Origin of the sequence: Cobetia sp. 1AS1, assembly GCF_029846435.1 — a bacterium.
Lineage (GTDB): Bacteria > Pseudomonadota > Gammaproteobacteria > Pseudomonadales > Halomonadaceae > Cobetia > Cobetia amphilecti.
Genome location: NZ_JARWKU010000014.1, coordinates 38157 through 53191, shown reverse-complemented (window position 1 = coordinate 53191; position 15035 = coordinate 38157). Strand labels below are relative to the sequence as shown.

The 15035-nt window shown below is 63.6% G+C and carries 13 protein-coding genes; 3 read left to right on the top strand and 10 right to left on the bottom strand.

Translation table 11 applies throughout. The features are described from left to right. Positions 1–128 precede the first annotated feature (128 nt). From QD280_RS17255 to ffh, 10 genes are all read right to left on the bottom strand, one after another. The gene (locus tag QD280_RS17255; protein WP_279840084.1) at positions 129–1979 is read right to left on the bottom strand and encodes a DHHA1 domain-containing protein; all 1851 of its coding nucleotides are present in this window, start codon (positions 1977–1979) and stop codon (positions 129–131) included. Between the two features lie 114 nt (positions 1980–2093). Then, complete coding sequence (thrC, locus tag QD280_RS17250) at positions 2094–3485, bottom strand: threonine synthase (protein WP_043336430.1); 1392 nt, start codon at positions 3483–3485, stop codon at positions 2094–2096. Positions 3486–3600: 115 nt separating this feature from the next. Further along, positions 3601–4917, bottom strand: a complete 1317-nt coding sequence (locus QD280_RS17245; protein ID WP_225347368.1) for a homoserine dehydrogenase — start codon at positions 4915–4917, stop codon at positions 3601–3603. 172 nt (positions 4918–5089) lie between these two features. Beyond that, positions 5090–5860, bottom strand: coding sequence for a DsbC family protein (locus QD280_RS17240; protein ID WP_043336436.1), 771 nt, complete (start codon positions 5858–5860; stop codon positions 5090–5092). Positions 5861–5899: 39 nt separating this feature from the next. Further along, complete coding sequence (gene xerD / locus QD280_RS17235) at positions 5900–6805, bottom strand: site-specific tyrosine recombinase XerD (protein ID WP_279840085.1); 906 nt, start codon at positions 6803–6805, stop codon at positions 5900–5902. 270 nt (positions 6806–7075) lie between these two features. Further along, positions 7076–7432 (bottom strand): 50S ribosomal protein L19, encoded by a 357-nt coding sequence (gene rplS / locus QD280_RS17230; protein WP_043336437.1) that lies wholly within the window; start codon positions 7430–7432, stop codon positions 7076–7078. Between the two features lie 196 nt (positions 7433–7628). Then, on the bottom strand, positions 7629–8381 hold the full coding sequence (trmD, locus tag QD280_RS17225; RefSeq protein ID WP_043336440.1) for a tRNA (guanosine(37)-N1)-methyltransferase TrmD: 753 nt from the start codon (positions 8379–8381) through the stop codon (positions 7629–7631). A gap of 25 nt (positions 8382–8406) precedes the next feature. Next, positions 8407–8973, bottom strand: a complete 567-nt coding sequence (gene rimM, locus QD280_RS17220) for a ribosome maturation factor RimM (RefSeq protein WP_082388946.1) — start codon at positions 8971–8973, stop codon at positions 8407–8409. Positions 8974–8980: 7 nt separating this feature from the next. Next, entirely contained in the window at positions 8981–9232 is a 252-nt protein-coding gene (gene rpsP / locus QD280_RS17215; RefSeq protein WP_043336448.1) for a 30S ribosomal protein S16, read from the bottom strand. 223 nt (positions 9233–9455) lie between these two features. Next, on the bottom strand, positions 9456–10892 hold the full coding sequence (gene ffh, locus QD280_RS17210; RefSeq protein ID WP_054557273.1) for a signal recognition particle protein: 1437 nt from the start codon (positions 10890–10892) through the stop codon (positions 9456–9458). Between the two features lie 384 nt (positions 10893–11276). On the opposite strand from ffh, the gene ccsA reads away from it, so the two are divergent. The 3 genes from ccsA to QD280_RS17195 all read left to right on the top strand — a co-directional run bounded on the left by ccsA (position 11277) and on the right by QD280_RS17195 (position 15019). Next, positions 11277–12074 (top strand): cytochrome c biogenesis protein CcsA, encoded by a 798-nt coding sequence (gene ccsA, locus QD280_RS17205; RefSeq protein WP_043336454.1) that lies wholly within the window; start codon positions 11277–11279, stop codon positions 12072–12074. Positions 12075–12173: 99 nt separating this feature from the next. Beyond that, the gene (locus QD280_RS17200; RefSeq protein WP_107335881.1) at positions 12174–13451 is read left to right on the top strand and encodes an HlyC/CorC family transporter; all 1278 of its coding nucleotides are present in this window, start codon (positions 12174–12176) and stop codon (positions 13449–13451) included. A 332-nt stretch (positions 13452–13783) separates the two neighbouring features. Continuing rightward, complete coding sequence (locus QD280_RS17195; protein WP_279840083.1) at positions 13784–15019, top strand: multidrug effflux MFS transporter; 1236 nt, start codon at positions 13784–13786, stop codon at positions 15017–15019. Positions 15020–15035 lie beyond the last annotated feature (16 nt).

Sequence of the window (15035 nt, the reverse complement as noted above, 5' to 3'; positions counted from 1 at the left end):
AATCACCTGCAAACCTCTTTCACCGCTGGTAACGCCATGCGTCCCCGGCAGCGGATGCGTACTTTACGCAGGAATCGGCTTGATGGCAAGGGCTTTTTGGCCAGATATCCCTATCAATTCAAATAAGCTCATGCAGGCACTGCGTGCTCCAGCATCAACTGCAGTGACTCTCTCCCCCGCCAGCGATTGCGCGACAACTTGTAAGCACACTTCAGCGAGGCCCCCACGCCGAATGCCGGTGATTCCCCCGGTGACAGCGCACGGAACCAGATCGCCTTGAGGCGCGTACGCCCGTGCGAGAGTTCCAAAGACAGGTGCGTGCCATCGGCGCCTACCGGCCTGAGGCTCTCGACCAGGAAACTGCCCTCGAAGAGAGGCGCCTCGAACTCACGCCCGAAGGGCGCCAGACGCTCGAGCTCATCCAACGTCTCCAGACTCAACTGCCCTTCCACCAGTTCACCATCGCTGAGAATCAAGGGATTGAGCGCCCTCTCCCCCAACTGCTCCGCGGCTGCCTGTTGCAGGGCACGAGTGAAGGTATCCTTTTCCGTCAGCGGCAAGCCCACGCCGGCGGCGCCGCGATGCCCACCGAAGCGCGGCAGACACTGCGGCGCGAGATCATGGGCGCGCTGCAGCGCATCCCGCAGGTGCAACCCTTCGATGGAGCGCCCGGAGCCCGTCAACATGCCGGGTACCGCGGCTGGTGTCAGCACGACGGTCGGTCGCCCGAACTGCTGCACGAGACGCGAAGCGACTATGCCCTGCACCCCGGGATGACCATCCTCTAGGTGGACCACGATCACCTGATGCCCTTCCCGCAAGGAGGTGAGCGCCAGGGCACGCGCCGACTCGACCATCTCGGCTTCGATCGCCTTGCGTGACTGGTTGTCCTGATCGAGCACTTCCAGCGCACGCTGCGCCGCGCCATCTTCCCGCGCCAACATGAAATGCAGCGCGGCGTACGGGTCATCCAGACGCGAGCGGGCATTGATACGCGGCCCCATCTGGAAGGCCAGCGTCTCGGCATTGAAGGGCACGCTATCCGCCCCGAGCCGCTCTGCCATCGCGCGCCAGCAGGGCTCTTGCATGCGGTTGATCAGCGTGAGGCCCAGATTGACCACCGCACGATTGATCGCACTCCCCCCCAGTGACACACAGTCCGCCACCGTCCCCAGCGCCACATACGACAGCCACGGCGACAGCTTGGGGGCATCGCTCGGCAACCTGCCCTGCTCGATCAAGACATTGCGGGTCAATGACATGGTCAGCCAGGCGACCATGCAGCCGGCAATGGTCGCATCGGGATAGGCGCAGTCATCTCGTGTCGGATTGACGGTCGCGTAGGCGGAAGCCGGCGGCCCTTCCTGAGGCAACGCATGGTGATCCGTCACCACGACCTCTATCCCCGCCTCCTTGAGCAACGCCAGACGCGCCTCATCACTGGAGCCGCAGTCCGCGGTCACGATCAGAGACGGACGCGGTGACAGCGTCATGATGCGCTCGACCAGCGGCAGACTGATGCCATAACCATCATGGATGCGATGGCCGATCAGACTGTGCACGCGGTCGTAGGGCACATCGAACAGCTCGGTCAGCGTGCGCAGCATCACCACATGCGAGGTGATGCCATCCACGTCATAGTCCGTGAGGATGCCGATATGCTCCCCCTCGGCGACGGCGCGCGCGATGCGCTCTGCCGCGCGCCGGCCATCGGCCAGCCGTTCGGGATGCTCGATATGCCGGAGCGCCGGCGTGACCAGCGCCTCCAGGGGCGCCTTGCAGCTCTCCAGCGTCAGGCGCCCTGCCAGCACACGTGCCTGCAATTCGCTGAGCCCGCTCGCGATGCCCTGCTGATAGAGACGCTCATCACGCACGCGCGGCTGAATGACCCGCGCAATGCTGGCCGCAAGCGTGCGCTCGTCAGGACGGCTGATGGAGTCTTGCGAAAATGGGGGCGACACGGGGGAAGTGACAGACATGAAGAGCTCCTGACAAACGACATGGCCGTCATCTCGGCAGCGGACTGCAGACATGACGGCCATGAAAAGATGACTGCCGATTACCCCGAACGGGCCAACCGGCAGTTGCTGCAATCACCCGCGGCGATTCTCGCGCACGAAGTCCTGCACTGCCGCCAACTCCGCCGGCAGTACGCTGTAACGCTCCTCGCGCTCCAGCAGGTCATGCAGATGCGGCGGCAGATCGACGCCAGCAAAGCCGGCACGCGCCACGGCTTCGGCAAACTTGGCCGGATGCGCCGTCGCCAGCGTGATCATCGGCGTCGCGCTATCGGTGCGGCAGACCTCAGCCGCACGATAGCCGGTTGCCGTATGCGGATCGAGAATCTCACCGGTGCGATGGTGCGCCTCACGGATGACCTCGAGGATCGTCTCGTCATCGACACTGTGGCTGGAGAACAGCTCACGCAGCTTCGCCAGCGGGGCATCCGCCAGTGCTGCCGGTTCACGCGAGAAGTGCTCGAGCAGCTCACGGATCGCCTGACCATCGCGGCCATAGGCCTCGAACAGCAGGCGCTCGAAGTTGGAGGACACCACGATATCCATCGACGGCGCCAGCGTCGCCTTCAGCTCCTGACGTGAGAAGTCATTGGAGGAGATGGTGCGATGCAGGATGTCGTTGGCGTTGGTGGCGATCACCAGCTGGCGCACCGGCAGCCCCATGCGCGAGGCCAGATAGCCGGCAAAGATGTTGCCGAAGTTGGCCGACGGCACCGTGAAGCTGACCTGACGCGCCGGAGCGCCCAGCGCCACACCGGCGGCCACGTAGTAGACGGTCTGGGCCATGATGCGCGCCCAGTTGATCGAGTTGACCGCGACCAGACGCGTGCCGTTCAGGAAGTCCTGATCGGCGAAGCTGGCCTTCACCATCGCCTGGGCATCATCGAAGTTGCCTTCGATGGCGATGTTGAAGACGTTGGGCGCCAGCACGGAGGTCATCTGGCGACGCTGCACTTCGGAGACACGGTTGTGCGGATGCAGAATGAAGATATCCACATGATCGCAGGCACGGCAGCCTTCGATGGCGGCAGAACCGGTATCGCCGGAGGTCGCGCCCATGATCACCGCACGCTCGCCGCGCTTGGCAAGGAAGTGATCCAGCAGGCGACCCAGCAGCTGCAGCGCGACATCCTTGAAGGCCAGCGTCGGGCCGTGGAACAGCTCCAGCAGGTAATGGTTGCTGTCGAGCTGATTGAGCGGCACGACGGCATCGTGACTGAAGGTCGCGTAGGTCTCGCGCACGATGTCACGGAAGGTCTCGTCATCGATGGCGCCATCGACGAAGGGCTTCATGACACGGAAGGCGATTTCCGCGTAGGACTCACCGGCCATCGCCGTCAGCTCTTCGGCGCTGAACTGCGGCAGGGTTTCCGGCACGTACAGGCCGCCATCGCTGGCAAGCCCCGTGAGAACCACATCTTCAAAACCGAGCGCCGGCGCCTGGCCGCGCGTGGAGATATAACGCATGTCGTGTCTTCCCGTGGCTCTTGCCACCGTTATGATTCTTGCTCTTCCGGCCTGCGCCGGCTGCCCAGCGGGGCGGTGCCATCACCGTCGATAGTCCCACCCCGTTTGCCCGCGATCAGGCGTTGTCGTCGAGATCCTCGACACGAATGCGCACCACGGAACCGGCGACATCCACCAGCGCTTCCAGCTGACGAATCGCTTCGTTCATGTGCAGTTCGCGCGCACGGTGCGTGAGCAGAATGATCGGCACCAGCTCCCCTTCGGTGGCTTCCTTCTGGATGATCGCCTCGATGGAGATACCCTGCTCGGAGAGAATCGACGCGACACGCGCCAACACGCCCGGGCGGTCCACTGCGTGCAGACGCAGATAGCAGGCCGTCTCGATCTCTTCCATCGGCAGGATCGGCAGGGTGTCGCCGTGCTGATTGATCTCGGCGAAGGCCAGATACGGCACGCGGTAGCGGTGGTCGGTGGCGATATCGCGCGCCACGTCGAGCAGGTCCGCGACCACGGCAGAGGCCGTCGGCTCGGCACCGGCGCCGGCGCCGTAGTAAAGGGTCGGGCCGACAGCGTCGCCCATCACCTCGATGGCATTCTTGACACCATGCACATTGGCCAGCAGACGTCCCTTGGGAATCAGCGTCGGATGCACGCGCAGCTCGAGGCCCTTGGCCGTGGCGCGGGTGATGCCCAGATGCTTGATGATGTAGCCCAGGTTATCGGCCTGCTCGATGTCCTCGGCCGTGATGCGCGAGATGCCTTCGGTGTAGGCCTTGTCGAACTGCAGCGGCACGCCGAAGGCGATCGAGGCCAGGATGGTCAGCTTGTGCGCGGCATCGATGCCTTCGACATCGAAGGTCGGATCGGCTTCGGCATAGCCCAGCGCCTGCGCCTCGGCCAGCACGTCCTCGAAGCTGCGACCTTCATCACGCATCGCGCTGAGGATGAAGTTGCCGGTGCCGTTGATGATGCCGGCCAGCCACTGGATGCGGTTGGCACCCAAGCCTTCACGCAGCGACTTGATGACGGGAATGCCACCGGCCACTGCGGCTTCGAAGGCCACCATCACGCCCTTCTCGGCCGCGGCACGGAAGATCTCGTTGCCGTGGACGGCGATCAGCGCCTTGTTGGCGGTCACGACATGCTTGCCGTTGGCGATGGCTTCCATCACCAGCTGATAGGCGACATCGTAGCCACCGATCAGCTCGACCAGCACATCGACCTCGGGATTGCGCGCGACCTCGAAGATGTCGTGCGTGCGGCTGACGCCGGTGATATCGCAGTCAGGATTGTCGCGTCGTGCGCCGACCTGTTCGACGATGATCGGGCGTCCAGCACGACGCGCAATCTCATCGGCATTGCGAATCAGCACGTTATAAGTGCCGCCGCCTACGGTCCCTAGACCACAGATTCCTACTTTCACCGGTTTCAACGTCGCTTTCCTCTCTTGTTACGGTATCCAGCCTTGAGGGCCGCGCCACTGTCAGCGACGGCCTTGCCGATCTCACGTCGGTCTATTATCCAGACATCCTGCACGTACGTCTGTCGTGACCACGGTAGCAAGGCAGGACGCCCTGTCAACGCGCAGTCTTGTCGCCTGTGATTCAGTCATCGATGCCCAGCATGCTGGCAAGACGCTCCACGGGCAGGTAGCCCGGCACCATCTGGCCATCCGGCATCACGATGGCCGGGGTGCCCTGCACTCCCATGCGCGTGCCCAGCTGATACTGGCTTTGCACCGGTGCATCGCAGCTGGCCGCCTGCTTGGGCACTTCGCCTTCATTCTTGATCTGGTTCATCGCCTCGGTGGGGTTGTCCGCACACCACACCTGCGCCAGCTCACGCGCCCCCTGCGAGCGCATGCCACCGCGCGGGAAGGCCAGATAGCGCACTTCGATGCCACGTGCATTGAGTTCCGGCACTTCCTGGTGCAGCTTGCGGCAATATGGGCAGGTGGTATCGGTGAAGACACTGATCACCGCCTTGACCTCACCCGCCGGGCGGAAGATGACCATATCATCTTCACTGACCTCGGCCAGCAGCTCGAGGCGCTCGCCATTGGCCTTCTGCTCGCTGAGATTGACCAGCCCCTTGTCGCCATCGTTGCGGTACATCTCACCCACGATCAGATGCTTGCCGTCGATATCGGTGAAGAAGCTCTCGCCACTGGTCAGGCGCACCTCATAGAGGCCGTCGATGGGGCTTGAGGCCAGTGATTCGACCGGCAGCGGCTGGCCATTGACGACGAGCTTGTCGCGCAGATCATCCAGCGCATCAGCCTGGGCCAATGGCGCCACAAGCGTCAGCATGGCGCCGGCGCTCAGGAGGCGGATCGCACGGGACAGGGCCTGCGGACGACGGAAAGACTTGCTCATCAAACACTCCTTGGCGTCCGCGCGCAGAGGGAAGGACACTCAGCCACGCGGATGATGTTCGGCATGCAGACGCTCCAGGCGCGCCTGGGCCACATGGGTATAGATCTGGGTCGTGGAAAGATCACGATGTCCCAGCAACAGCTGCACGACACGCAGGTTGGCACCGTGATTGAGCAGGTGCGTGGCGAAGGCATGGCGCAGCGTATGCGGTGACAGAGGCTTGCTGATGGCCGCAGTCAGGGCGTGACGCCGGATGCGATGCCAGAAGGTCTGTCGCGTCATGGCCTTGTCGTGTCGGCCGGGAAACAGTGCCGGACGCGTCTGGTCGGCCATCATCGCAGGTCGGCCAACGGACAGCCAGCGTGACAACCAGTCACAGGCCTCCTCGCCCAGCGGCACCAACCGCTCACGATCGCCCTTGCCGGTGACACGCACGACGCCCTGGCGCAGATTGAGCGCATCGACACTCAGGTTGACCAGCTCGCTGATGCGCAGCCCCGCTCCATAGAGCACTTCGAGCATGGTGCGGTCGCGCAGCCCGATGGGCGTGTCGAGATCCGGCGCCTCCAGCAGGCGCTCGACCTCTTCCTCATCCAGCGTGCCCGGCAGGCTGGGAATCACGCGCGGCAGGCGCACCTCATGCAGCGGGTCCGCCTCGATCATGTCTTCGGCCAGCGCCCAGCGATAGAAGCGCCGCAATGCCGACAGCAGACGCGCCGTGGAGCGCAGCGCATGCGACTCACGCCGCGAGTCACAGAAGGCCTGCACCTGCTGCGGTGCCACGCTCAGCAAGGGCACCGTGTCAGCGCCCGTCTCCGCCTGATCGGCCAACCAGCGCCGCCAGGCCGTGAGATCACTGCGATAGGCGCCGAGCGTATTGTCACTGGCACCCCGCTCTAGCCACAACGTATCGAGAAAGGCCTCGACCAACGCATCGTCGTCCATCATTCCCGCTTCCCCGTCCTCAATGACGCGTCATCCGCGCTCGCCGTGGCCGTCATGTACCGCGGCACCTGGCCTGCGTGAGCCTCGATTCTACCGTGATGCCCTGACGATGAAATGAACCCGCTGCAAGTCACAGCGGATTTCCCTGGTGCACAAACACGAAGACCCCGCCATGCGATGCATGGCGGGGTCTTCATATGGCAGAGGAGCAAGTGGCAATTCGCTCCCCCGCAGTACTGCCGAGTTCTGCAGTCAGGGAATGCGGAGCGCTTAGCCCAGCTTTTCCTTGATGCGTGCAGACTTGCCGCTACGCTCACGGAGGTAGTACAGCTTGGCCTGACGGACGTCACCACGACGCTTGACGTCGATAGCGGCAACCTGCGGGCTGTAAGTCTGGAAGGTACGCTCGACGCCCACACCGTGGGAGATCTTGCGGACGGTGAAGGCGGAGTTCAGACCGCGGTTACGCTTGCCGATCACCACGCCTTCGAAGGCCTGCAGACGCTCGCGAGTACCTTCGACGACCTTGACCTGGACGACGATGGTGTCGCCCGGTGCAAAGGCCGGGATTTCCTTGGCCATCTGCTCGTTTTCGATCGCCTGGATCAGTTTATTCTTGCTGCTCATCGCTAGCTCCAAATTCGTTAGCATCAATCCTGGGATTGATGTTCGTCATGACCCCGGCACCGCAAACGGCCTTGAACACGGGGATCGACCTTGTGTGTGACGCGCCACGGAACTCCCGCAAGATGACTCCGGGCCGTGCCGCACCTCCGCCACGGTGGCGGCCTTCTCCTGACAGCGAACCTTCGGTTCGCAGCGGTCAGGCCTTGCCTTTCCGGGCGTGCTGCGCGATGAACTCGTCGAGCAGCTTGCGCTCCTCACGAGTCAACGTGCGACTCTCCAGCAAATCCGGACGCCTGAGCCAGGTACGTCCCAGAGACTGCTGCAACCGCCAGCGCTTGATCAGGGCATGATTGCCACTGAGCAGAACATCCGGCACCCGCTTGCCGTCGATGACTTCAGGGCGGGTATAGTGCGGACAGTCGAGCAGGCCATCGGTGAAGGAATCCTCCTCCGCGCTGGCTTCATGCCCGAGTACGCCCGGCACCAGGCGTGCCACCGTATCGATCAGGACCATGGCCGGCAGTTCCCCGCCAGACAGGACGTAATCGCCGATCGACCACTCCTCGTCGATCTCCTCCTCCACCACGCGCTCATCAATGCCTTCGTAGCGTCCGGCCACCACGATCAGACGCTCTTGCGTCGCCAGTTCGCGGGCACCGGCCTGATCCAGCTTGCGGCCTTGCGGGGAGAGATAGATCACACGAGCGTTGTCACCGCCAGCGGCGCGGGCGTCACGAATGGCGCCACGCAGGGTCTCGACCTTCATCAACATGCCGGGACCACCGCCGTAGGGACGATCATCGACCGTACGGTGCCTGTCGGTGGCGTAGTCGCGAGGATTCCAGAAATCGACCTCGAGCAGGCCCTTGTCGACCGCTCGGCCGGTCACGCCACTGGCGGTAATCGCCGTGAACATTTCCGGAAACAGGCTCACTACACCAATCCACACAGGCGTCAGCTCTCTGTGCTTAACATCAGAATTCGGGATCCCAGTCGACGCTCATGCGCCCAGTGGTGAGATCCACATCGCGAACCACCTGATCGGGAAGGTACGGCACGAGCCGTTCCTTCTCATCGATGCTGTCGTCGTTCGGCTTTATCACCAGAACGTCGTTGGCACCGGTTTCCATCAGGGTGCTCACTTTCCCGAGGCGCTGGCCATCCAGCGTTACCACCTCGAGACCTTCCAGTTGATGCCAGTAGTACTCACCGACTTCCAGCTGCGGCAGGTGCTGCTTGGGCAGGAGAATCTCCGCCCCGGCCAGCTCCTGTGCTGCTTCGCGACTGTCGATACCTTCGAGCTGTGCCACCAGGCCCTTGCCATGGCGACGTGCCTGAGCGAGGCGGGCGGGAATCTGCTTCCCGTCCAGCTTCAGCATCCAGCCAGCGTAATCGAAGATGCCGTCAATCGGGCTGGTGTAGGAATACACCTTGAGCCAGCCTTTGACGCCATAGGGGCTGGTAAGCTTCCCCATTACCACGACATCATCGTCATGCGATGACGCTGCGGTCGGCTGCGGGTTGTTCGGTTGAGTAGGCATCCTGGAATCAAGCCTGCTGCTTGCCAGCTTCCTTGATCAGCTGAGCGACACGGTCAGAGACCTGTGCGCCCTGCTGCTGCCAGTGAGCGACGCGCTCGAGATCGACGCGCAGACGCTCTTCCTGGCCGCGAGCGACCGGGTTGAAGAAGCCGACGCGCTCGATGAAGCGGCCATCACGGGCTGTGCGGGAATCAGCCACAGCGAGGTGGTAGAAGGGACGCTTCTTGGCGCCACCACGTGCCAGACGAATGGTAACCATTGCGTAATCTGTCCTTCGTGTTGAAGTGAAAATCGTGCCACAGAACTCGTCTTCGCATGGAGGGTCCACACGAAGAGGCGACATTCTACGGAAATTGGCAAGCCTTGGAAACCTTTTTCCAAGGCCATACACACGCTCCGTGGCACGGGACGTGCCACGGAGCGCAATTCCTGGTGTCAGCGCCCATATCTCATCAGCGCTGCATCGGGCATCGGGTCAGCAATCAGCGACGCGGGAAGCGTCCGCCACCCATGCCGCCGGGGCCACCCATACCGCCCATGCCACCCATACCGCCGGGGCCGCCAGGACCACCGCCACCGCCCATCATGCCGGACATGCCACGCATCATCTTCTGCATGCCACCTTTCTTGCCGGCCTTCTTCATCATCTTGGCCATCTGCTTGTGCTGCTTGAGCAGACGGTTGAGGTCCGGCACCTGGGTACCGGAGCCCATGCAGATGCGGCGCTTGCGCGACCCATTGATGAGATCGGGGTTGCGGCGTTCCTTGGGCGTCATGGAGTTGATCATCGCCTCCAGCTTGCCCAACTCCTTCTCGCTGGCCTGGCTCTGGGCGACTTCCGCCAGCTGACCCATGCCCGGCAGCTTGGACATCAGGCTGCCCATGCCACCCATGTTCTTGAGCTGCTGGAGCTGGTCACGGAAGTCCTCGAGATCGAAGCCTTCGCCTTTCTTGACCTTGCTGGCCAGCTGCTCGGCCTTGCTCTTGTCGACGGTGCGCTCGGCTTCCTCGATCAGCGACAACATGTCGCCCATGCCGAGGATGCGCGAGGCGATACGGTCCGGGTGGAAGGGTTCGAGGGCGTCGACCTTCTCCCCCATGCCCATGAACTTGATCGGCTTGCCGGTGATGTGACGTACGGACAGGGCCGCACCGCCACGCGCATCACCGTCGGCCTTGGTCAGCACGACACCGGTCAGCGGCAAGGCTTCATGGAAGGCCTTGGCGGTGTTGGCGGCATCCTGACCGGTCATCGCATCGACGACGAACAGCGTCTCGTCGGGATTGACGCTGCGGTGCAGAGCGGCGATCTCGTCCATCATGTCGGCATCGACATGCAGGCGACCGGCGGTATCGACCAGCACCACGTCGTGGAACTGGATACGCGCGTGCTTCATCGCCGCTTCGGCGATGGCCACCGGCTGCTGGGAGGAGTCGGAGGGGAAGAAATCGACCCCGACTTCCTTGGCCAGCGTTTCCAGCTGGTCGATGGCGGCCGGACGATAGACGTCGGCCGAGACCACCAGCACCTTCTTCTTCTCGCGCTCGCGCAGGTAGCGTGCCAGCTTGGCGACGGTGGTCGTCTTGCCCGCACCCTGCAGGCCTGCCATCAGAATGACGGCCGGACTGCCCTTGAGCGTCAGACCTTCATTGGCTTCGCCCATGATCGCTTCCAGCTCCTGCTGGACGATCTTGACGAACTGCTGGCCCGGCGACAGGCTCTTGGACACTTCCTGACCGACGGCACGTTCGCGCACTCGCTCGATGAAGGCCTTGACCACCGGCAGCGCGACATCGGCTTCAAGCAACGCCTTGCGCACTTCGCGCAGGGTGTCCTTGATGTTGTCTTCCGTCAGCTTGGCCTGGCCGGTAATCGACTTCAGCGTATGCGACAGGCGATCACTCAAACTTTGAAACATGGGCCTCTCCGGCTAGGGACGTCTGGGGTCCGCGCTGCGGGGACGAGGGCGTAAGCCACCTCGTGACCGGCGCACGGCATGACGCCCCAGCGCGTGAATGGTTATCCTGTCGCGCATTATACGCACAGGGCGGCCGTGTCTCCATGCATGCAAGACTTGCAAGTCGCCATCCTGGCGATGACATGCATGAAGGAAGCAGCGCCGACAATCGTCATGCAATGCGGAGTCTGTCGCCGCGCAGGCCTCATCGCCCGCGAGAGCACGCGACAGGACACCGCGAGTGGATGCAATCCCGGCGGCGCATTCGGTATAGTCTCTGCAGATAGACAGTGCCTCATGCGAGGCCTGATCTCCCGCTACCCTCCGGCACCTGGACAACAGCACATGCAGGCTCTGCCTTTTGCCTTTCTGGCCATCATCTTCTATCTCGGCGCCGGCCTCTGGCAGGGCCTTACCCTGACACGCCGCGTCCCGGCACGCACGCGTCTGGTGCGCAGTCTGGCGCTGATCGCCGTCGCCTGCCATGCCGTCATCGTCTGGGTCACGCTCAACCACGGTGGCGCGCTGCACCTCGGACTGTTCGAGAGCGCTTCGCTGGTCAGCTGGGCCATCTGCCTGCTGCTGGTCATCGCCAGCCTGTTCAAGCCGGTGATCGCCGGGGGCGCGGCGCTGTTCCCGGTCGCCGCCGCCTGCGTGCTCGGCGTGATGAATCTGCCGAGCGCCACCACCGAGAACCCGCTCTCCCCTGGTCTGGTCGCCCACATCTTCACCTCGGTGGCGGCACTGGCCTTCTTCAGCATCGCGGCCATGCAGGCCGGACTGCTGTCGCTGCAACAGCACGCGCTCAAGAAGCGCCATACCCGCGGCATCGTCCAGGTGCTGCCGGCACTGACCAGCATGGAGCGCGCGCTGTTCGAGCTGATCTGGGCCGGCATGATCCTGCTCAGCGTGTCGATCATCAGCGGCACCATCTATCTGGACAACATGTTTGCCCAGCATCTGGCTCACAAGACGGTGCTCAGCCTCGGCGCCTGGATCATCTTCGCCGTGCTGCTGTTCGGGCATCACGTGCTGGGCTGGCGCGGCCAGCGTGCCGCCCGCTGGACACTGGGCGGCTGCCTGGTACTGGCGCTGGCCTTCTTCGGCACCAAGTTCGTGCTGCAAGTGGTATTTTCCCACTAAGCCCTGCCACCCCGACAGAGATCGCTCGCTGCGCCTGATGCATTGCAGCGAGCGTGTCAGTATCATGCGCCTAAATCCGCCACCGAGGACCCTTCACTCTTGAGCGACGACACCCCGTTGGGGCTGCTGTTCGGCCTACTGGTCATCCTGATCATCCTGTCTGCCTTCTTCTCGAGTTCCGAGACCGGCATGATGTCGATCAACCGCTACCGTCTCAGTCACCGTGCCAAGGGCGGTGAGCGCGGCGCCAAGCGTGTTACCCGCCTGCTTTCCCGTCCGGACCGCCTGATCGGCGTCATCCTGATCGGCAACAACTTCGTCAACAACCTGGCTGCCTCGCTGGCGACCATCATCGCGATCCATTACTTCGGTGATGTCTCGGGCCCGGCCGTCTCGACCGCCGTGCTGACCATCGTGGTACTGATCTTTGCCGAAGTGACGCCCAAGACCATGGCCGCCGTGAACCCGGAGCGCATCGCCTATCCGGCCTCGCTGGTGCTGGAACCGTTGCTCAAGCTGCTCTACCCGCTGGTCTGGCTGGTCAATGGCATCTCCAATGGCCTGCTGCGCCTGTTCGGCGTGCGCGATGTCAGCGGCGGCGCCGACAGCCTGACCCGTGACGAGCTGCGCACCGTGGTCCACGAAGCCGGCAGCATGATCCCGCGTCGCCACCAGGGCATGCTGCTGTCGATTCTCGATCTCGAGAACGTCACCGTCGATGACATCATGGTGCCGCGTCAGGAGATCTTCGGCATCGACCTGGACGATGACCTCGACATCATCCTCAGCCATATCCGCGCCAGTCAGCACACGCGGGTGCCGATCTACAAGGGCGACATCAACAACATCATCGGCATCCTGCACCTGCGCAACGCGGCACGCTTCCTGTCGCTGGACGAGGTCACCAAGGCCTCCATCATCCAGGAAGCCCGCGAGCCCTACTTCATCCCGGAATCCACGCCGCTGCATACCCAGCTGCTCAACTTCCAGAAGCAGAAGCGCCGCATCGGCATCGTGGTCGACGAGTATGGCGATGTGCAGGGGCTGGCGACGCTGGAGGACATCCTCGAGGAGATCGTCGGCGAGTTCACCACCGATGTCGCCGGTACGCATCAGGAGATCCACCCGCAGGACAACGGCAGCTACGTGATCGAAGGCACCGCCAACATCCGCGAGATCAACAAGGCCATCGGCTGGCAGCTGCCGACTGACGGTCCCAAGACGCTCAACGGCCTGATTCTGGAACATCTGGAATCCTTCCCGGATGCCCCGGCCAGTCTCGCCATCGGTACCACGCGCATCGAGATCCAGCAGGTGAAGGACAACCAGATCACCTCGGCACGCTGCTGGCAGGCGGCTCGCACCACGCGCAGCTGACGCGCCACCCGCATGGCCACGCAGCACGGCACTCTCGACGACAGGCCCGCCAATTGGCGGGCCTGTCGCGTCTGGGGCACGGCAACTTGCCCAGGTGCTCACTTGCAGGTACTCCTTTGCGGGTGCTCATTTGCAGGTGCTCAGACGCAGCGGCTCAGGTGCAAGATCCAGCTGCAATACGGTGTTGCAGACCACGACACGCAAGCGGCCCGAACCCACGCTATGCTGTGCGCGTTCGCGCTGCCCGCCAGCGCCAGACGTCACGGACCTGCGCCAGAGCAGGCTGACTCACCGCTCCCCCTGCAATGCCCCACAACCTTCGAATGGCCCTCATGACTTCAGCTTCCGCCCCAACGGCGACCCCCGCCCTGCATCGACAACCTCACTTCACCGTGCTGCTGGCCCTGATGGTGGCGCTCGCCCCGCTATCGATGGATGCCTTCCTGCCCGCCATCCCCGCCATGGCCGCGGAATTCGGTGTCGATCACTCCCGTCTCGGCCTGACCATCACCTTCTTTCTGGCCGGCTACGCCTTCGGTCAGCTGAGTGGTGGCCCGCTGTCGGACAGCCTGGGCCGTCGCCCGATCGCGCTGGGCGGCATCGTGCTGTTCTTGATCGCGAGCCTCGGCTGCGCCATGACGCATAGCCTGGAATGGCTGATGGTCTTCCGTGTCCTGCAGGGGATCGCGACCGGCATGACCGGCGGCGTCTCTCGCACCGTGGTGCGCGATGTCGCGACCGGCAAGGACGCCGCACGCCTGATGACCAACGTCATGATGGTGCTGATGGCAGCCCCGCTGGTCGCCCCCAGCCTCGGCGCTCTCATCCTGGCACTGAGCACCTGGCAGATGGTCTTCATCGGCCTGGCCGTCTATGGCGTGATCGCCGGAGTCGCCATTCGCCAATGGCTGCCGGAGACCCTGCCTGCCAGCGAGCGTTCACCGCTCAGCCTGCGCGGCGCATTGGCCAGCTATCGCACGGTACTGACCACGCGCGGCGTCCCCGGGCACCTGATGCTGCTGCTGTGCGGCCCCGGCATCATGTTCACCTTCCTGACCAACGCGAGCTATCTCTATCAGGGCGTGCTGGGGCTGAATTCCGGTGAGTTCGCGCTGGCCTTCGGCGCCAATGTCGGCGCAATGCTGATCGGCAACCGTCTCAACCACTTCGGCCTCAAGCATCTGCGCACGCGCAAGCTGGTTCAGGCAGCGCTGTGCATGCAGGGGATCGGCATCACCTGGCTGATCTCGCTGGTCATCACCGACAACGTCCAGGTCGCCACCCTGATTCCGGGCATCCTGTTCGTGCTGGGCGCCGGCGGCATGATCACGCCCAACGTGATGGCCGACTACCAGTCGCTGTTCGCACGTGGCCATGGTGCCGCCAATGCCATCTCCGGCACGGTGCTGTATCTCGGCGGCGGTCTCTATGGCGCCCTGGCCAGCCTGTGGCTGAGCGGCGATGACATGCTGGCGGTGCCGCTGGTCATGCTGGGTGCCTGGGCCATCGGTGGCTTCGGCTTCTGGGTCACGCGCCACACCGCTCCCTCCGAGCAGTCCAGCGACTGACGCGACGCCGCGCTCG